The organism is Streptomyces sp. NPDC099050 (assembly GCF_044759865.1).
Lineage (GTDB): Bacteria > Actinomycetota > Actinomycetes > Streptomycetales > Streptomycetaceae > Streptomyces.
The window spans coordinates 134-18,694 of the sequence record NZ_JBIWAE010000032.1; the positions used below are offsets into that span (position 1 = coordinate 134).

Annotated in this window: 18 protein-coding genes; 12 read left to right on the plus strand and 6 right to left on the minus strand. The window is 72.3% G+C overall.

Translation table 11 applies throughout. The features are described from left to right. Both ACIQV3_RS35780 and ACIQV3_RS35785 read left to right on the plus strand, forming a co-directional pair. Positions 1–599 (plus strand): tetratricopeptide repeat protein (locus ACIQV3_RS35780; protein WP_403720103.1); only part of this gene is annotated, 599 nt, incomplete at its 5' end. 468 nt (positions 600–1,067) lie between these two features. Next, on the plus strand, positions 1,068–1,496 hold the full coding sequence (locus ACIQV3_RS35785) for a hypothetical protein (RefSeq protein WP_403720105.1): 429 nt from the start codon (positions 1,068–1,070) through the stop codon (positions 1,494–1,496). 15 nt (positions 1,497–1,511) lie between these two features. On the opposite strand, the gene ACIQV3_RS35790 is transcribed toward ACIQV3_RS35785, so the two are convergent. The 6 genes from ACIQV3_RS35790 to ACIQV3_RS35815 all read right to left on the minus strand — a co-directional run bounded on the left by ACIQV3_RS35790 (position 1,512) and on the right by ACIQV3_RS35815 (position 7,884). Further along, entirely contained in the window at positions 1,512–2,489 is a 978-nt protein-coding gene (locus ACIQV3_RS35790) for a recombinase family protein (protein WP_403720108.1), read from the minus strand. 251 nt (positions 2,490–2,740) lie between these two features. Next, positions 2,741–3,208: a hypothetical protein gene (locus ACIQV3_RS35795; protein WP_403720110.1), complete on the minus strand. Its 468-nt coding sequence runs from the start codon at positions 3,206–3,208 to the stop codon at positions 2,741–2,743. A gap of 741 nt (positions 3,209–3,949) precedes the next feature. Beyond that, positions 3,950–6,061, minus strand: coding sequence for a hypothetical protein (locus tag ACIQV3_RS35800; RefSeq protein ID WP_403720112.1), 2,112 nt, complete (start codon positions 6,059–6,061; stop codon positions 3,950–3,952). Next, complete coding sequence (locus ACIQV3_RS35805) at positions 6,058–6,180, minus strand: hypothetical protein (RefSeq protein WP_403720115.1); 123 nt, start codon at positions 6,178–6,180, stop codon at positions 6,058–6,060. Before ACIQV3_RS35805 ends, ACIQV3_RS35800 begins: the two co-directional genes overlap by 4 nt. Positions 6,181–6,500: 320 nt before the next feature. After that, positions 6,501–7,049: a UTRA domain-containing protein gene (locus ACIQV3_RS35810; RefSeq protein ID WP_403720119.1), complete on the minus strand. Its 549-nt coding sequence runs from the start codon at positions 7,047–7,049 to the stop codon at positions 6,501–6,503. A gap of 58 nt (positions 7,050–7,107) precedes the next feature. Beyond that, entirely contained in the window at positions 7,108–7,884 is a 777-nt protein-coding gene (locus tag ACIQV3_RS35815) for a GntR family transcriptional regulator (protein ID WP_403720122.1), read from the minus strand. A 694-nt stretch (positions 7,885–8,578) separates the two neighbouring features. On the opposite strand from ACIQV3_RS35815, the gene ACIQV3_RS35820 reads away from it, so the two are divergent. The 10 genes from ACIQV3_RS35820 to ACIQV3_RS35865 all read left to right on the plus strand — a co-directional run bounded on the left by ACIQV3_RS35820 (position 8,579) and on the right by ACIQV3_RS35865 (position 18,505). Further along, positions 8,579–9,091, plus strand: a complete 513-nt coding sequence (locus ACIQV3_RS35820) for a hypothetical protein (RefSeq protein WP_403720125.1) — start codon at positions 8,579–8,581, stop codon at positions 9,089–9,091. Positions 9,092–9,226: 135 nt separating this feature from the next. Beyond that, entirely contained in the window at positions 9,227–9,628 is a 402-nt protein-coding gene (locus ACIQV3_RS35825; RefSeq protein WP_403720128.1) for a hypothetical protein, read from the plus strand. After that, positions 9,625–10,101, plus strand: coding sequence for a hypothetical protein (locus ACIQV3_RS35830; protein WP_403720131.1), 477 nt, complete (start codon positions 9,625–9,627; stop codon positions 10,099–10,101). Before ACIQV3_RS35825 ends, ACIQV3_RS35830 begins: the two co-directional genes overlap by 4 nt. Positions 10,102–10,128: 27 nt before the next feature. Beyond that, a complete protein-coding gene (locus ACIQV3_RS35835) occupies positions 10,129–12,129 on the plus strand; it encodes a hypothetical protein (protein ID WP_403720137.1) in 2,001 nt (666 codons plus the stop codon). A gap of 111 nt (positions 12,130–12,240) precedes the next feature. Beyond that, on the plus strand, positions 12,241–12,738 hold the full coding sequence (locus ACIQV3_RS35840; protein WP_403720138.1) for a hypothetical protein: 498 nt from the start codon (positions 12,241–12,243) through the stop codon (positions 12,736–12,738). After that, on the plus strand, positions 12,735–12,950 hold the full coding sequence (locus ACIQV3_RS35845) for a hypothetical protein (RefSeq protein WP_403720141.1): 216 nt from the start codon (positions 12,735–12,737) through the stop codon (positions 12,948–12,950). The genes ACIQV3_RS35840 and ACIQV3_RS35845 overlap by 4 nt, the downstream gene beginning before the upstream one ends. Before the next feature lie 125 nt (positions 12,951–13,075). Next, on the plus strand, positions 13,076–15,256 hold the full coding sequence (locus ACIQV3_RS35850) for a hypothetical protein (RefSeq protein ID WP_403720145.1): 2,181 nt from the start codon (positions 13,076–13,078) through the stop codon (positions 15,254–15,256). 14 nt (positions 15,257–15,270) lie between these two features. After that, on the plus strand, positions 15,271–15,981 hold the full coding sequence (locus ACIQV3_RS35855) for a hypothetical protein (RefSeq protein ID WP_403720148.1): 711 nt from the start codon (positions 15,271–15,273) through the stop codon (positions 15,979–15,981). Positions 15,982–16,067: 86 nt separating this feature from the next. Further along, entirely contained in the window at positions 16,068–16,913 is an 846-nt protein-coding gene (locus tag ACIQV3_RS35860; RefSeq protein WP_403720150.1) for a hypothetical protein, read from the plus strand. Beyond that, on the plus strand, positions 16,913–18,505 hold the full coding sequence (locus tag ACIQV3_RS35865; protein WP_403720273.1) for a transfer protein: 1,593 nt from the start codon (positions 16,913–16,915) through the stop codon (positions 18,503–18,505). The genes ACIQV3_RS35860 and ACIQV3_RS35865 overlap by 1 nt, the downstream gene beginning before the upstream one ends. The last annotated feature ends 56 nt before the right edge of the window (positions 18,506–18,561 follow it).

Below are 18,561 nucleotides of genomic sequence, written 5' to 3' on the forward strand. Positions count from 1 at the left end.
CCGCCGAGCAGGCGTTGGAGGTCTACCGCAGGCTGGCGGCCGGCACCTCCGGCGCCTACGAACCCGACCTCGCCCGCTCCCTGTCCAACCTCGGCAAACGGTTGTCGGAGGCGGGGCGCCGCGCGGAGGCCCTGACCGCCGCCGAGCAGGCGTTGGAGGTCTACCGCAGGCTGGCGGCCGGCACCTCCGGCGCCTACGAACCCGACCTCGCCCGCTCCCTGTCCAACCTCGGCAACCACCTGTCGGAGGCGGGGCGCCACGCGGAGGCCCTGACCGCCACCGAGCAGGCGTTGGAGATCTACCGCAGGCTGGCGGCCGGCGACTCCGGCGCCTACGAACCCGACCTCGCCCGCTCGCTGACTGTCTTGGCAATGCTTACCGCGATGGAGGGTGACCTTTCCGGGGCTCTACGGGTGACGGCGGAGGCTGCGGAGCTCTACCACCGTCGTATCGCCACGACGCCCACCCTGCTTCCGGGACTTCATGCCGTGCTGGCGCTGCAAGCATTGGTGCTCGAGGAGCTCGGCCGCCCGGAGGACGCGGAGACAGTGCGCCGCTGGCTCGGGGAGAATCCGCTCCCACCTGGTTCTCACAATTGACCATCTGTGAGAGTTCTGAGAACGACCCCCGGGTGATCACGTTTCCGCAGGTCGCCACTCGCAAAAGTCCCCTCAAAACCCGCGTGTTGTGCGAGGCACTTCTGAGAGACTTCCCGCATGGATCTCACGCCCGATCAGGCCGCACTTGCGGTAGAACGTCACGACTGCCCGAACTGTGACGCCCCCGCCGGCAGCAGCTGCCGCACCCGGGGCGGGAAGACCGGGTGTGAGTAGTTGCGGTACAGAAAGTGCCGCCGAGATTGATCATGGTCCGGTGTGACTGCACGCAGGGCGTTGACGCGGTTCCCTTGCTTGGCTCTGTAGACGACAAGTGAATCCACTGGAAGGTGAGTTCTGGCTCCGACTGCGGCCGTACATCGTTACAGCCGTTGGCGCTGAGAACGATCACGGTCCGATCGGTGCGAACTCCTCACCGGGCCGCTCACCGGGATCTACGACCCGGGCGGCATGGGCGCGATGTTCTTCGCCGTGCTCGCCGTCGCCGGGCAGATCGAGCGCAACTACATCCGGGAGAAGACTCTCGAAGGCCAGGTCATCGCCGCGTCCAAGGGCAACCACGGCGGACGCCCGAAGGTCATCGACGACGACATGCTCACCTTCGCCGTCGCACTGAAGGACAAGGGCATCCCCGTCCCCGAGATCGCCAAGAAGCTCACCATCAAGGTCGGGAAAAACGCGGGCAAGCACCCCTCGGTCGCCTCGCTCTACCGGGCTCTCGCGGAGGCCGAGGCCGCCGCAGTGGACGACGGCCTGCCGCTCCGGCCCAAGCCCGCACGCATCCGCCGGCCCGAGGACCCGCTCACCGCCAAGGAGATCGACCTCCGCGCTCGGCTCCAGTCCGGCCTTGGGGAACATCGGTACAGCCGTTGGCGCTGAGAATGATCAAGCGGTCTAGCTGCGGATCTCCGTGTTCGGGTGGGGCTGGGACTGGAGGCGTTCGCGGAGGTCGATCTCTTCGGGGGTGAGCGGGTCCTCGGGCCGGCGGATGCGGACGGGCTTGGGCCGCAGCGGCAGGCTGTCGTCCACCGTGGCGGCCTCGGCTTCGGCGAGCGCCCGGTACAGCGAGGCGACCGAGGGAGACTTGCCCGCGTTCTTGCCGACCTTGATGGTGAGCTTGTTCGCGATCTCGGGGACGGGGACGCCCTTGTCCTTGAGGGCGAGGGCGAAGGTGAGCATGTCGTCGTCGATGACCTTCGGGCGGCCGCCGTGGTTGCCCTTGGACGCGGCGATGACCTGGCCCTCCAGGGTCTTCTCCCGGATGTAGTTGCGCTCGATCTGCCCTGCGACGGCCAGGACGGCGAAGAACATGGCGCCCATGCCGTTGGGGTCGTAGATCCCGGTGAGGGGGCCGGTGAGGAGTTCGAGCTGGATGCCGCCGGCCTGGAGCTCGGCGGACAGCGTCATCAGTTCGGCCGCGTTCCTGGCGAGGCGCTTGAGCTCGTGCACCGTGAGGATGACCGGTGTCTCGGGCGCGGCCTCTTTGAACTGGTGGGCCAGGGCGAGCGCCTTCTCCAACTCGGGCCGGAACTTCACCCGGGTGCTGATCTGCTCCCTGAAGACCTTGTGGCACTGGGCCCGGTGGAGGGCTTCGAGCTGGCTCGCCAGCTCCTGCCGGGCGGTCGACGTCCTCGCGTACCCGATCCGGACCGGCCGCTCGGTGCGGGGCGCGGGCACTATGGCGAGCGCCGGGCCCTGCTTCCATGCGCGGCCCGGGTGCCGGTCGGCGGGGACGGGGATCTCCAGTTCCTCGCGGAGCGCGGGGACCAGGACGAAGCGGGGGGTGTGGTACTTCGCGGCGGTCTTCCCGCCGCGGGTGCGGCAGGCGCTGCCGGCGGGCGCGTCACAGTTCGGGCAGTCATGACGTTCCACCGCAAGTGCAGCTTGATCGGGCGTGAGATCCATGGAGGCAACCTCTCAGAACCCCGTCGCACAACGTGCAGGTTTTGAGGGGACTTTTGCGAGTGGCGACCTGCGGAAACGGATCGGCGCCCGGGGCTCTCGCAGAACTCTCACAGATGGTCGTATCTGCGAGACCAGTAAACGGAACCATCGCTACCGTTAACCACTGTTCCGTTGGTCCTACCGACGCCATGTGCGCCTACCGGTGATCAGAGCGCTGCCTAGCGTCGCGACGAGCTGCGCCAGCACCGCCACGCGCGACGCAGCCGACCGACCCGCATCTCCAGCACGTGGGCAACCGCGGCGTCCACCTCAGCCCGGCCCTGCTCCCGCAACCAGCGAGTAAGGCCGCTATCGTCCGTCCCGTACGGCGCGGCGGCAGCTCGGTACCTCCGCCACAACGGCTCCACGCCGTCAGGTGCGAACCGCGCCAGCGCCCACGCCCGCAGCAGCGGCATCGGGAACTCGGACTCGGGCAGGAAACGGATCCGCGCTGACAGGTCCGGACTGGCATTGGTGCCGCCGCTCTCCAGCGAGTGCACGGCGATCTGGGCCAGCTGCTCCAGGTAGAAGTCCGCCCGCCGCTCCCGGATCAGCGCCCGGCTGGACGAGACCAGTTGCCACATCGCCAGCAGTACGGCGGCCACCGCCGCAACGTCGCCCCAAGAGATCTCGTTCTTCCAGGTCATCGAACGTCTCATCCGTGCTGGTAGCGGGCGGTTCCTTCACACGTTGAGAATCTACGCACCATGCCGGGACTGCGGCCGGCTCGACTCGCGCCTGCGGAGTCTCCTCAAAACCGGTTTCCTGGGCCGCTCCTACTCGGACCCCCACCCGCCTCAGGACCTCCACCGGCCTCAGGAGGTACCTATGCCGGAGAAGAGGGCCAGTAGGCCCCCCATGCGGCCCTTAGGGCGCCGATCCCGCGAAAGGGGCCCCCGTTCTACCCCCAGCCCCTGAGAGGCCGTTAGGCGGCGTCGCAGGGATTCGAGGCCTACCCTTTCCAGTCGCCGCGCGAAGCGCGTCCGCTTTCCTGACCTGCAGATAACCGCTCAGGCCAGCCCCCACGGCGCGGGGCCCCGTCATACCCCAGCCACACGCATGCGGTCAGCGTCCCACCGGCCGCCACCCGAACGGGTGACGGGGCCCCGCGCTTCTCCCTTCTAACCCCTAACAGGCCCTCGCGCCTTCCTTTTCCGGCGGCGCCTCGCTGCGCCTGTTCGCCACCCGCGGCTCCACCGTGGCGCAGGTTCGAGCTCCGCATTCAGCGCCTGGGGCTTGCCTGCCGAAGTGGCAGTGGGTCCAGTACCGGAAGGACTGGACCCACTGAGAGGGAGGCGCGAGGGCCTGTTAGGGGATGCACCAAGATGTGCTGATGCCCCGCGGCCGGCCCGCCGTCAGTGCCAGCTGGTACTGACGGCGGCGTGGATCTAGAACGGGGCGTCGGTGGCCTGGTTGTTCTCGACGGCCGGCCAGGCGCCGGGAGCGCGCGCGGCGCGGGCGGCCATGTCGGCGGCCTGGGCTTCCCGGTTCCGATCGGTCTTCCAGTCAGCCATGCGGCGGCGGACCTCGGTGTCCAGGGCAGTGCCCACCAGACCCTTGGCTACTAGCTCGGCGCGCACGGTCTGTTCCTTCGCGGCGCGGCGGCCACGTCCGGCGGCCTGAGGAAAGTCGGTGCCGGTGCGCGGGCCGGGGACATCAGCAGGGACGGCCGGGGCCTGCCCGGCGGCGGCCAGCTCAGCCCCCACCAGCTCACGGAGGCGGGCTGTCTCCGCGGCCTCGGCAGCGGCCTGAGCCCGGTGGGCGTCCTCGGTTAGGGCCGCGTCGTGGTCTGCGTCCCGGCGCGAGGCCAGGGCGGCAACCCGCTGTTCCCGCTCGGCCGCCTGGGCAGTCTCCCGCTCGGCGGCCAAGCGGGCGGTGGTGGCCTCGGCGATTCGACCGACCTTCCGACGCTCGCAGCTTCGGCACTCATCGCCGTCAGTGCCGAGGATCAAGCCGCGCTCACAGTCAGGGCGCTCACAGTCCTGGGCAACCAGGAGCTCGCGCAGGTAGCCCACGGGCCTCACGATCCGGTCGCAGTCCTCGCGGGAAGCCTTGCAGCCCGAGGGTGTGCACTGGTCACACCCCCGGTAGTCCGGGTGGGACCGGGCCGGTCCCTGGCCGTGGTACCAGCCGTAACTCAGCCGAGCCACAGCGTGCTCCACGGTGCGCGGGTACAGCGTGAAAGCGTGGCCCCGGGCGTCGGGGTCATGGCCGAGGAGAGCCCGTACGGCGCGGCGCAGGACGGGGATCCGGGCAGCGGCGCCGCTGGTGGCCTTCAAGGCGTCCAAGGCGGCGTACACGTCAGCCTCGCCGGCTACCGGCTTGCCGGGCTTCGTCGTCACGGCCTTCGGGCGCGGGAACTTCTTCGCGCCGGACTTCTTCGTGACGGCGGCGGAGCCGCCCTGCTCGGTCCGGCTGTCATCACCCGTAGCGTCGTGCGCACCCGCACGCGACAGACCACCCGCACTAGGCCTACGGCCGTCACCCCCTTGGTCTTGCTCACTTCTGGAGTCCTTCTTGTAATGGCGTCCAGCTGGTGAACCCACCCCCGTCCAGTTCCTGAACCCACCCCCGTCCAGCTCATGGCCCCACCCCCGTCCAGCTGGTGAACCCACCCCCCCGTCCAGCTCATGAACCCACCCCTGTGAGCCTGTGACCTGAGGGTTCTCTTCCTCGGCCTGGCGGGACCGTTCTAGAGCGCGGGTCGCCCACCACTTCCCGTCCAGCAGCAGATAGCCCGACGGGAGGCGTCCGCCGCCGTTGGCCGGGTCGTCGTACCGCTCGGTGAGGACCAGCAGGCCGATGTCGACCATGTCCCCAATGTTGCTCGCCACGGTGGAGCGGCCCAGGCCGGTGCACTTCTGGATCTCGGCGTACGACGGCGGCCGGTCGTTCGTGCCACGCTTCGTCCCGTGGACAAAAGACGCGACGGCCGCGTACACGGCCTTGAAGTTCGGGACGAAGTCGCCGTTCCCGACCGTGGGCGCGTCCAGCTTGATGAAGTCGAAGCCGGGGTCACGCTGCACCCGGGGCACCGGAGGACCGTCGCCCCGGCGCGGCGGCCACGGCTGGCCGGCGGCCAACGCCGCGTTGCGCTGCTGGGCCCGCTCCAGGGTCCGCTCGGCCCACCGCTCCCGGTCCGTCAGGTGGTACACGTTCGCGTCGGCCGCGCCGTTTGCACCGACCTGGGGGACGGTGATCAGCAGCTTCCGCGCCTCCAGGTCGGCCAAGGCCCGCTTCACCGTGGACTCGGTCCGACCCATACGGGTGCCGATCGAATCGACGTACGGGAGCAACGCCCGGCGGGCGTCCAGCGGGACCTGAGCCAGCTCGGCCGGGTCCATCGTGGTGTGGTCGTCCGTGCTGGCGAACGTGGCCAGGGCCATGTATCCGGCCTTCGTCGCGGGCTTACAGCTCCCGTCCCGGGCCAGGGGCGCGTCGAACTCGATGTAATCCAGCCCGATGGCCTGGTCTCCCGGGCGATACACGTTCCCGCTCACCGGCCACCCGCCAGGGGGGCCTCGATGCGGCGGCCGGGGGCCGTCTGGGTGATGGAGTCCACCCGGTGGGCCGACGGGCCCGTGGTGACTACGGCCGCGATGGCCGGTACCGTGTGCAAGACGTCCTGCTCCCTACGGGGACGTGCCCCGACGTAGAGCCCCGAGACCCTCGGGCCTCGGGGTAAATGAGCTGGTCGACCTTCCACCCGCCAAAGTGTTCGGGTCGGTCCAGCGGTAGCTAGTGGTAACGCGCCCTCTCGGTTCCCGCCGAGGGGGCGTTGCCATGTCCGGGGTGCTGCGGCGCCAGCTAGGCGGCCGTTCGCGGTTCGCGCTGCATCACTCCGAACGGCACATTCAACCGCAGATCATGACGTCCCGTCACAGTCGGTCGGATGTGCGAAGGCCCGGCCGCCGCGGCAGCCGGGCTAACGGGTCGCCGTCAGCTGAGCGGCACGTCGTAGCGCAGCGTCCAGCCCGGGGCGAGGGTGTGCACGCTGACCTCGACCACGCGCCCGTCCTCGGTGAGGCCGGTGTGAGTGATGGTCAGCAGGTCCTTGCCCTCGTCGACCCCGAACGCCTCGGCCTGCGCGGTCGTGGCTGACCGCAGCGTGACGTCTTCGACGACCTTGGTCTGGGCGAGGCCGGCGTCGGCCATGCGGTTGATGATCCCGCCCTGGCCGGTGTCCTGCTCCGCGACCGCCGGGGCGGCTTCGACCACGAAATTCGGGATGTACGTGTCGCAGAGCTGGACCAGGCGGTCGTCGGAGAACATCCGGCGGGCGCGGACGACGACGTCGCCTCCGCCCAGCTCGGCGACGTCGTCCGGAGCCTGGACGCGGCTGATGGTGACCTCGGCGCGAGGGGTCTTGCCGCTGGCGCGGGTCTCGACCTCGAACGCGCCGTGCGCCCCGTCCTGGGCGCGGTTGCGGTAACGGGACCGGGCGTCGCGCAGGATCGTCCCGTCCTCGCTGATGGTGTTGCTGGCCATGCGGTCGCTCTCCTCGGTTGGTGTGGGAAAGGCCGGCGGTGGGCCCACCGGCCTCGGGTTAGTTGACGTCGGCGTCCAGCGCCCACTTGTAGGTCAGAGACCACAGGTGCGCGGGCTGCACGTGGATGGTGACCTCGACGGCGCGTCCCTCGGCGGTCCGCCCGACGTGGGTCAGCTCGATGACGCGCTGGTCCTCGGTCATGCCGAGGATTTCCGCCTCGTCGGGCTCGGGGACGCGCACGATCATCGTCTCGGTGATCTCGGTCTGCTTGAAGCCCATCTCGCCGAGCCGGGAGATGGAGCCGCCGAGGCCGGTGTCGGCGCCCTCGATTGCGGACCCCTCCACGATCTCCAGCGGCAGGTACGACGTCGCGATCTGCACGGGCGCCTGGTCGGCGTACATCTTCCGGGCACGCATCAGCACCGACACTTCCTCCGCGCTGACGCCCAGGATCTCGGCGACGCGCGGCGGGGCGGGGACGTGGTCGGTGGTGGCGTGCGTCTCCGGCTCCATGCCCAGGGCGCGGATTTCGGCGTCGAACGCGCCGCGGTTTTGCCCCGACTCGCGGCGGGCGCGGGCGTATCGGCCGGTCCGGTCGGACTGGATACGGGCCGTTATGCGGCTGACGTAGGTCGCCTTCTTGTGCTTGTAGACGAGGCCTTCGGACTCCAGCAAGCGGATGGCCTGGCCGATGGTCGCGCGATTGAAGCCGAGGACGTCGGCGAGTTCGACGTCGGCCGGGAGGCGGCTGCCGGGCGCGTATTCGGTGCTGCTGATGGAGTCCCTGATCCGGTCGGCAGCTTGCCGGAACGCGGGACGTGTAGATCGGGCCATGACCGCACCTTAGCCCGACTGCATTGCATCCGCCTAGGGATGGCAGCGCATTCGGCGAGTTTGTGTTGCAACGCTTGACATTGCATTGCAATCCCCGCTGTACTCAGAGCGTGCCAACCGCCACACCCCGTATGGGAGTTGGTCGAACGGCATTCGCACAGCCCTCGCCTGCCACGGGCAACAGCCCGCTGACCAGGCCAGATTCACCGAACGAACCACTCGCTCCTTGCCGTCGGGTCCCACCCCCTTCGGCGTACGGAGCACGGCCCCGGCAGGACACCGGGGAAGCCGGGCCCGGCCGTTGGAGGCTGCGCCACGCATCAACAACTCGACAGTGGACGGGGCCGACGCAAGGGCCCCACCGGTGGTCGCCAGGCATGGCGGCCGGACCGCCACCCCTTCACCGGGTGGCGGGCGCAATCCCCTCGGAGGGTGAAAGACGCGGCCGGGAACGCGAACGAGAAGGGAGAGACACCCCCATGAACCCCATCACCAGCAGCACCACGGCGAACGCCGCCGACACCAGCCGCACCAGCGGCTCCCGCACCACGTAGAGCAGCTTCCGGGCAGCTACCAGCCCAGCATCCACGCCCGATTCGGGCCGGGTGCCGGAGCTGTGGCCGCCCGGCCGCAGGTGACCGGCAGAACCACCGCCGACGCCCGTACTCCACCTCACCTCGACCAGGAGGACCCCATGGCCACCCCCGCCCTCTACCTCAAGGCCGCCGAGGTCGCGTCCCGCGACGCCGCCGCCCTCATCGCCACCACCGACGCCGACGAGCGGGTCTGCCTGATGGCCAGCCGCCACGCCCAGGCCCGCCGTTCCATCGTCGCCGTCTCCACCCACAGCGACCTCACCGAGGAGGCCGCCGCGAACCTCGCCACCGCCTCCGGCTACCTCGAGGACGCCATGACCCACCTCAGCCTCGACCCGAACGAGAACGCCCGCACCCGCCGCTTCCTCGACGGCGCCGACGAGCTGATCTCCTGCGCCCGCACCACCTGCTCCGCCGCCCTCAACGAGCGCCTGGACCGCGAGGCCGCCGAACGCGAGAAGGCCGCCGCTGCCCGCACCGTCCGCACCCCGGAGCAGCTCGCGGCCCAGGACGCCGAGGAGGTCCGCGAGCTCGTCCGCGTCGGCGTCAAGGAACTCCTCAAGAGCCTGCCGGGCCTGAACCGCTTCAAGCGGACCCGCGCCGCCAACTGACCCGCCCGCGGCAGGTGCTCCACAGCACCTCGCCGGCGCGCATGCTCCACCCCACACATGAGGAGACCCCCGAGCGGATTGCGCCCGCCGGGGGTCTCGGCGAACCCCTAGCCCAACAACCCAAGGAGATCCGCCGTGACCATCATGGACCACCCCGGCCTGCCCCTGCGCGCGGACGGCGTCACCGACGACGTTCGCGACTCCCTCGCCGACGCCTTCCCCTTGTTCGAGTCCGTGCAGACCCTCGCCCGCCTCGGAATCCGCGTCGCCTTCGAGGTCAGCCCTAGCGTCATCCTCGCCACCCTCACCGTCGGCCCGGCCGCGATGCCCGTCCTGCCCAGCCTCCTCGCCGGGCTTGACTCCGCGAACATCACCGCTGCCCCCGACGGCAGCGGCGCCCAGTACGCCGTCACCGGCTCCATGTGCCAGGGCGTCGTCATCCTCCGCGTCCTGGTCCCTGCCGGATGGGTCACCGCCGCCGAACTCGCCACTCTCATCAACACCGCCAGCACCGCAGCCGAGGAGACCGCCCGATGATCCGCCTGATCACCGCCGCCCGACTGCGCCGCCTCACCCAGGCCGCCGACTACGCCGAACTCCGCGTCCGGGGCGCGCTCAAGGACGCCGGCGGGGCGGCCCGGCTCGCCGAGAAGGCCGTCGCCGACACCGAGCGCGTCGAGGACGCCTACCGGCGCCTGTGCCAGGACAACGTCGCCCAGCGCGAGACGGCCACCAGCCGCGCCGCCGACGTCCGCATCGCCGCCTTCGACATCGTGGCCGCCCTGATCGACGATCGGCTCACCGACGAGGAGCGACGCGAGCAGCTGGCCCGCCACCTCGTCGCCCGCCGCGAACTCCTCGGCCTGGACACGATGCCCGCCCCGATCTGGCGGCACGTCGCCGACATCGCCCGCCGCGAGAACGAGGTGGACGAGGACCTGGTCGAGGTGACCGGGAGCACCGGCGCCGGCGAGGTGGCCCCCGCCACCTCGACCACCCCGTCCCACTAGGCCGCCCGACCCCGGAGGAGACCCCCCGTGGCCCGCAAGACCGCCACCCGCCCCGCCCGGAAGCAGGCGGCCGCCCCCCGCCGGGCCGCCGCCCGCACCGCCCCCGCCACCACCACGGTGGCGGGGGCGGTCCCCCGTCCCGCACCCGCCCCGGCCGTCGAGAACACGGCGGCCGCGGCAGGTGCTCAGCAGCACCTCGCCGGCCCGCGTGCTCCCGAGCACACCGGTGAGGCGGACTGGCTCGCCGAGCAGATCGCCAACGCTCGCGACCGCGCCGCCGACCTCGCCGACCTCGCCCGCGAGAAGGCCGACCGCGACGCCGAACGGCGCCTGGCCGAAGCCGCCGCCCGGGCCGCAGCCACGATCGCCGAAGCCGACGCCGAGGCCGGGCAGCTCACCGCAGCCGCCCGGGCCGACGTCGAGCGGCTCCGCGCCGACGCCGAAAACACCCGGCTGGAGACTGCGGCCGCCGAGGAACGCCGCAACCTGTACGCGGAGGCCGCCGCCCGCACCCGGGTGTACGTCGACCTCGCCGACGACCGGGCCGCCCGCAGCCTCGCCGACGTCCGCCGCAACCTTGACCACGTCGAGGAGCTGCGCGGGCAGGCCGAGGTACTGCGCGAGCAGCTCGCCGCCGGGCGGACCGAGTTGGACCTCGCCGCCCGCACCGCCCGGGTGGACCTTGCCGAGGAGCTGTCCGCCACCCGGCAGGCGGCCCTGGACCAGGCGCGCCACGACGCCGAAGCGGCCCGTCAGGCCGCCCAGGCCGAGACGGATACCGTCATGGGCCAAGCCCGCGAGGCAGCCCGCGCGGTGCGCGCCGAGGCGCAGCAGGCGGCCGAAGCCGTCCTCGCCGAGGCCCGCCGCGACGCGGGCCTCCTGCGGGAGAGGGGCGAGAGCGAGGCCGCCGAAGCCTGGGCGCGCGCCGAGGCCGACGTCGCCGCTCTCCACCAGGCGGCCCGTCAGGCCGTCGACGCCCTGCGGGTGTCGGCCGAGGAACGGGCGGGCGGGCTCCTGCAGGCGGCCCGCGACAAGGCCGCCGACACACGCAAGAGCGCCGACACCTACGCGGCCGAGGTCCGGCGCAACGCCGCTGCGGCCGAGGCCGATCTGAACGTACGCCTCGCCGAGGTGGGCCGGCGGGAGCAGGACGCAGTCCGGCTGCTCGACGAGGCCGAGGAGCAGGGCGCCCGGCAGGCCCGCCGGGAGGCGGTCGGCGAGAAGGTGTGGCGGGCCACCCCGTGGGCCGCGCTCGCCTCCGGCGTCGGCCTCGCCGCCTCCGGCGAGTTCCAGCTCGCCCAGCTCGTCGGCTTCGACTGGGGGGTGGCGTGGCTGCTGCCCGCCTCCATCGACATCTACGCGGTGACCGCGTTCAAGCGGAAACGGGACGTCGGCCCGGCCCTGTCGATCATGGCCGTCTCCAACCTCGCGTATCACCTCGCCGAGCGGTACGGGGTCCACGGACCCGACGGCGACAAGATCGTCCTCGCCCTCACCGCCCTCGTGGTGATCACGTTCGTGGCGATCGTCTGGCGGGTCCACGCCCTCCTCGACGGACACGGCAAGCCCGGTGAGAACGAGGCCGCCGGACCCGGCAGCAAGGCGGCCGATCCGGCGATCCGGCAATCCGGCAATCCGGCAGCTGACCAGGCGAAGCCGTCCGGCAGTCCGGCATCTGGCAATCCGGCAATCCGTCCGGCAGCCGATCCGGCAGAACGTCCGGCAACTCATCCGGCAGCCGATCCGGCAATCCGGCAGGCCGACCATCCGGCAGCCCCCCGTCCGGCATCCGGCAAACCGCCGTCCGGCCCGGCACCAGCCGCCCCGCCCAAGTCCGGCAAGACTCCGGCCGGACCGAGCCGGGAACTGCGCGAGAAGATCCGCGAACGCGTCCGGCAGCTCATGCGATCCGGCGGCACCGTCTCCCACGCCGAAGTCGCCCGGCAGTTCGGCCTCGACCCGGTCACCGGACCCGAGTACGTCCGCCACCAGGTCCGCGCCGTCACCAAAGAACTCGCCACCACCTGACCCAACCCACCGCGGGCCTGAGGCCCGTCACCTGCGCCGGCGATGTGCTCCCCAGCACACCGCCGGCCTGGGTGACGGGCCTCAGCTGTGCCCGGTCCATGGAGGACACCCATGAGCACCAATCGCTGGACGAGCGATCACCTCCTGTCCGAGCAGGGGGTCGCGCTCTACTCCGACCAGATCCGCAACATCTTCCGCGAGTACGGCCGCGACATGCGCGCCTTGGCCGACGAGGTCCAGGGCCACCTGGAGGAGCAGCCGATCGACGGCGACAACGCCTTGACCAGGCGCCTGCATGCCTGGATGGTCGCCCGGCACCTGCGCGACATGGCCAAGTCCGCCCAGGCGGTCATGGACAGCGCCATCGCCTTGCAGACGGCGTTCCGCAAGACCCGCATCGAGCTGCCCCAGGCCCGCGCCGAGAAGGCCGCGAAGAAGGAACTCCACAAGGCCCGCAAGCAGCTGACGGCCTCTCCTTCGGGGGTCATCAACCAGGTTGCGGACGCCGCGTCGGCCGTGGTCCCCGCCCAGCAGCAGCCCGGCCAGGCGCCTGCTGCGCCGTCACAGCCGGTGATGGCGCTCGGTGATCTGTTCCAGAGGGCGGAGTGAACGCCGCCCAGCGCGAGGCCCGCGCACGCAGCAACACGGCGGCCTTCTGGAACAAGCGGCAGCAGGCCGCCGAGACGGAGAAGGACCTCGCCGCCGTGATGGTCGAGTACGCCAAGGCCGTCGCGACGAGGAGGGCCGTGGGCGACAACAGCGCGGTCTGGCGCGAGCTCGCCGAACTCCTCCACACCTGGTGCCAGCGTCACAGCACGTAAGCGACTTCTTGTTGTTGTTGCTGCCGGGCCCCGGTCGCACCGGGGCCCGAGGCGCGCGCGCGACGTGCGCGCGTGAGGCTCCCACCCTGCTCACAGAGTGTCAACCCCCTTGAAAGGCAGGATTCGTGACCGACGACCAGTCCGCAGACCCCGGCGGGCAGCTCATCACCTTCCCGCTGGTGGGCCTGCGGCCACGGATCGGCGACCCGGCCCCCGACCCCACACCCCCCGAGCCCTCGCCGGTACCGGAACCCGGCGGGGGCTTTCCCACGCTCCTCGCCCAGGCCCTCGCACCGCCACCCGCCCTCGGCTTACCGCCCATCGCCCCCGCGACGGACGGTGACGGAGGACCGGCCGCCGCGCTCGCCTCGGAAGGCCTTCCCGCGCAGCCGATGACCGCCCGCGAGGGTGCCACCCTCGGTGTCCTCGTCGCCTCCGCGATCACCGTGGCGTGCCTGCGCGGCACCGTCGCGCTGGTCTCGTGGATGAGGGCCCGCGCCGAACACCACCAGGCGCTCGCCGAGAAGACCGGGGCCGGGAAGGTGACGGGGAGCACCGCGGCCGGCAAGGCGATCCAGCCCACCTCGCCTGGCGCGAAGGTTCCCTCCTCGCACGCCTTCGGCTCCAAGTCCGGGAGCGGGCGCGGCAGCGGCTCCGGCGGGAGCGGCCGCTCCGGCACCGCTCCGGGCGCGCACCGATCCTCCTCTCCGTTCGGCAGGGGCGCCGACAAGCCGGGCAGCAAGCCGCCCGCTACGAAGAAGAAGGGCCCCAACTCCTCGGCGCCGGGCAGCGCGGGCGGCGAGGGCGGTTCGACCAGGCGGAAGGCGCCGCGCGGCCCGAAGGGGCCCAAGGCCCGTACGCCCAAGGCCGCCGACGGCTCCACCAGCAGCGGGAAGAAGCCCGGCGCAGCCCCCGGGCGCGGCGGGACCGGGTCCGGGAAGCCGAAGCCGGGCGGGAAGCCGGGACCCGGCGGTAAAGGGAAGACCGGGGGTAGCCCCGGCTCGCCGGGGGCCAAGCCCGGCAAGGGCCCGGCCTCCGGACCGAAGGGCAAGGGCGGCAAGGGCCCGGCCACCACCCCCAAGGGCAAGGGCAAGGGTGGGAAGGGGGGACCGACGAAGGGCCGCGCGCCCGGGTCGAAGAAGCCGAAGAAGTCCAAGACGCCCAAGGGCCCGGCCGCGCCGACGTCGTGCACGAGGAAGGCGTGGACGGCGACCGGGAAGGCGTTCAAGGCCACCGGCCGGGGCGTGAAGGCCACCGGCCGGGGCGCGAAGAAGACCGCGAAGCACACCGCGAAGGCCGCCCGGGGCGCCTACAAGGCGAGCCGGGGCGCGTACCGGGGCAGCCGGAAGGCGGCCTCGTGGACGCGGGCACGGTGGGACCGTCTCGCGGCCCGCGCAGAAGTGCGCTGGGCCCGCGTACGCGGCTCTGGAACGGGTTCTGCAGGACCGTCGGGCGGGTCCGGGCCGCCTCCCCCGCCTCCAGGCCCGACTCCCCCCGCTCCGCCTCCAGGCCCGGCCGCTCCGCCGCCCGGGCCGACTCCTCCGCCGGGGCCCCCGCCGCCTCCGCCGGGACCGACTGCCCCGCCGCCGGGGCCTGGCCCGACTCCTCCCCCCGGCGGTCCACCGCCGCCGCCTCCGGGCCCCGGCGGGCCGTGGGCCGGGCACGGGGCGCCCCAGCCGCCCCCGGCCTGGACGCCCGCCCCGCCGATCGTGGTCCTCACCCGCATCGACCCCGACCCGCCCGAACCCGCTGCGCCCGCCGCAGCGCTTGCCGGACACCCCGCCTGGCCCGCGTTGGAACCCGCACCCACTCAGGAGCCCGTGACGATGAGCACCTCCGCCGGCCAGGACCTGGCCATCACCGGATGCTTCACCGGCGTCAACGCCGTTGACGCCCCGCTGGAGGCGATGGCCGATCCCGTCTACGACTTCGGAGACTCGGATCTGACGATCTACGACCTGGTCGAGGGCGACGCAGATATCGCCGTCGAGGTCCTCCTGCGTGTGGACATCGCCCGCCTCGACGCCAAGGCCGCCCGGGAGCTGAACGGCCACCTGTCCACGCTGATGGTGCAGATCCAGGCGTTGAAGATCCCCGGCTCGCTGATGCGGCACGCGGTCCGCCTCTCCGAGATGGCCGAGCAGATCGAGAAGGACGCCCTGGCGGTGTCCAAGACGCTGCCGCAGGCCTCCGAGGCCATCGCCACGGCCGGGAAGCAGGCCGAGTACCGGCACAAGCAGCTCGCCGACCTCACCGCCGACCACGGCCACGCCGCACCGGCCGAAGCCCAGTACCACGACGAGTAGAGACGAGAGCCCTGATGTCCGAACTGCCCACGCCTCCTCCGGTCCCCGCCCTGGAACCCCCGCCCGCTCCGGCCGCCCCCGCCCCGGCCCCGGCGGCCGACGTGTCGCCTCTGCCGTCGATGCCCGAGTACGAGCCGCCCGCTCCCCCCGAAGCGGACCCGTACCCCGAACCCGACGCCGCGCCGGAGACGGCCCCGGCCGTGGCCGAGCCGGGCGAGACTGCCCCGGCCGCCGTCGACGGACCGGAGCTCAAGCCCATGGGGCAGGAGCTGGAGCCGGTGGATGACGGCCCGGAGCAGTCCGTCGAGGAAGCCGCCGAGAAGATGGGCCTGTCCGTCGCCGCGATGCTGGAGCTGTTCACCTACCTGCGGCTGATGGCGCAGCTCGCAAAGGCCGGGATGGCGCTGCGCGGCGTGGGGGCCCGGGTCCGCTCGACCTACGACTACGTCGGCGACTGCGCGAAGTCCGTCGACTTTCAGGTCGGCCTGGCCGCGCACCTGGACGTCGACCCCAACACGCTCGCCGAACACCGCCAAGCCGCCCAGGTGATGCGCGGCGCCCTCGCCTCCGCCCGCCGCATGGCCAACAACGCCGAGGAGATGGCCGTCCTGTTCGCACAGGCCGAGGCTGGTCACCGGGCGGACTACGGGCCCATCGCCGAGCACGCCGCGAACATGCCCGGCGGCATCCGCATGGCCAACCGGGTCTTTTACCGCAAGCCGTAGCCCGCGGCTGGTGATGGGGAGCACCTGGCCGGCCCCGGTGCTCCCCATCACCTCCCTCTCCCCCCCTTTTCTTGAAGGAGCCGTTCGTGCCGATCGCGCTGCCGTCCATCGACCGCATCAAGACCGCCATCGCCAACACCCGCAACACGGCCGGGCGGGCCGGGACGCTCACCGGCGCTGCCGTGCTGACGGCCTCCGTCGTGACCCCGGCCGCGACCCTGGGCCTGGTGCCCGCCGTCCTGTCCACCGCCGCCGGGTACTGGATGTCCGTGGCCCGCCACGGGCCGGGGGTGCCGCCCTGGCTCAAGGGCATGTACCTGGCCCCGACCGCCGCCCTGACCGCCGAGACGATCGCCTTCCAGCTGGTGCCCGACGTCCACCTGCTGGAGTACGGGGCCGTCGCCGTGTGGGCGGGCATCACCTGGTGGGTGCGGCCCGCGCAGTTCGCCCGCGACCAGGCCGCCAAGGTGACCCCCAGCACGGGCGCCGGCGAGGTGCTGCCCGCCACCTCGGTTCCGCAGATCCAGACCACCGGCCCACTCGATGCCCGCCTGGCCTCCTGGTGGCAGGCGGCGGCCGCCGTCGAGGGCGGCATCGCCCCGCACACATGGCTGGAGCAGCTGCGCGTGGCCGGTCCGCGCGACTGGTCGGCGCAGGTCGTCGCCCCCTCCGGTCAGCCCGTCCCCGCGCTGAGCATCGAGCGGTTGTCCGCGCTCATCAACTGCCCGCCCGACCTCATCCACATCGGCCCCGTCGCGGGGTACGGCACCGGCCGCAAGCAGGTCACCGTCGGCAAGGCGGCCGCCGCCACCGACTTCCCGTCCGTGTGGGCCCACCAGGTCGCCCCCACCGCGATGCCGAACGCGCAGATCGTCCGTATCCGCCGGGGCAGCACCGCCACCGGCCACTGGGAAGAGGTGACCGCCCCGTGATGGCGCCCCAGGCCGCCCCGGCCGCCGTCGACTTCGACGTCATCGAGATCGAAGTCGCCGTCCCCGCCGGGCGGGTCATCACCTACGACCACCGGCTACTGTGCTCCGCGCTCCAGGTCGCCGACCCGGCATGCATCGCGGTCGAGACCGACGGCCTGGGCCGCGCCCTGGTGACCATCTACAAGCGGCCGCCGCTGGCGAACCTGCCCCAGCCCAACCCGCTCACCGACCTCGTCATGGACGCCGATGGGTACGTCACAGTGGGCCGGTACCACGACGGCGAACCCGCCCGGATGCGCCTGTACGAGCCGGGGTCCGGGGCGCAGCGGGCCGCGATCTTCGGGACAACCGGCGCGGGCAAGTCGCGGGCCTTGCAGCTGATCCTGGCCGCCGAGAAGCGCTCGGCGATCGTGACCTGGCTGGCGGACCTCAAGATGGGCCAGTCCGTCCCCGAAGCGCGGGGGAACGTCGACTGGCACGTCACCACCCCCGAGGACGCGATCCGGATGCTGAGGGCGGCCGTCGCGGTCGCCCTGGAGCGGATGCGCCGCTACGCCGCCATGGGCCGCAGCTCGTTCTTCGCGGGGATGCCGGACCCGCTGATCACGGTCCGGATCGACGAGGCCAACAGGCTCTTGGAGGACGGTGCCCCCTACCGGCAGGAAGCCGCCTACCTGATCAAAGAGCTGGGCAGGACGGGCCGCTCGGTGGGCGTCGGGGTGTCCCTGTCGGCGCAGGCCGGGCACGTCGAAGAACTCGGCGGCTCGGACACGCTGCGCGGCATGTTGAAGGAGGGCGATACCGTCCTGCTGCGCTGGTCGAGCGGGATGATGGCCTCGCTCGTCTCCGACGGCCTGCTGCCCGACGGTGTGTCCCTCGTGCCGATCCCCCGCCTCGACGGACCGCCCACCCTGCGCTCCCGGTTCGACGCCGCGCACGGCGTCCGCAAGCCGGGATCCTCCACGGCCGGTATGGCCTACCTGCTGGGTTCCCACCGGCCCGCGACCCTGATGCGGTTCTCCCGGGTCGGCTCCCTGACCCCCGTCGACGGCCTGGACCCCGCGATCCTCGACCTGTACGGCAGCGGGGACCCGCGCCGCCTCGAGGCGGCGTCCCACCAGTTCGCCGGTGGCGCGTACGCCAATCGCGGCGGCCCCATCATCCTGACGGCCCCGGCCCCGGCCCCGGCCCCGGCCCCGGCCCCGGCCCCGGCCCCGGCCCCGGCCCCGGCCCCGGAGGTGGCACCCGCCGCCGAGCAGCCGCCCGCGGCAGGTGCTGAAGAACACCTCGCCGGCCCAGGCGTTCAAGAGCACCCCGCCGACGGTGGTGCTTCCCAGCACATCGCCGACCCGGACGCCCCCATCCAGGCCGCCGCCACCGGCGGCAAGGGCGGCGGCGGCCCCCGCAGCACGGCGGCCCGCATCAAGGACGCCCTCGCCAACGGGCCGCTGAAGAAGGCCGAGATCGTCGCCGCCCTCAAGGCCGACGGAGACCGTGACATCTCCGGCTCCCGAATCGGCGCGGTGCTCTCCGAGCTGACCGGCGAAGGGAGCCTCGTCTCCCCCATACGCGGCTCCTACCAACTTCCCTGACCTCCGTGCGCGTGCCCGCCCCGCCCCCCGGCAGGGCGGGCACGCGCGTTTTCCCT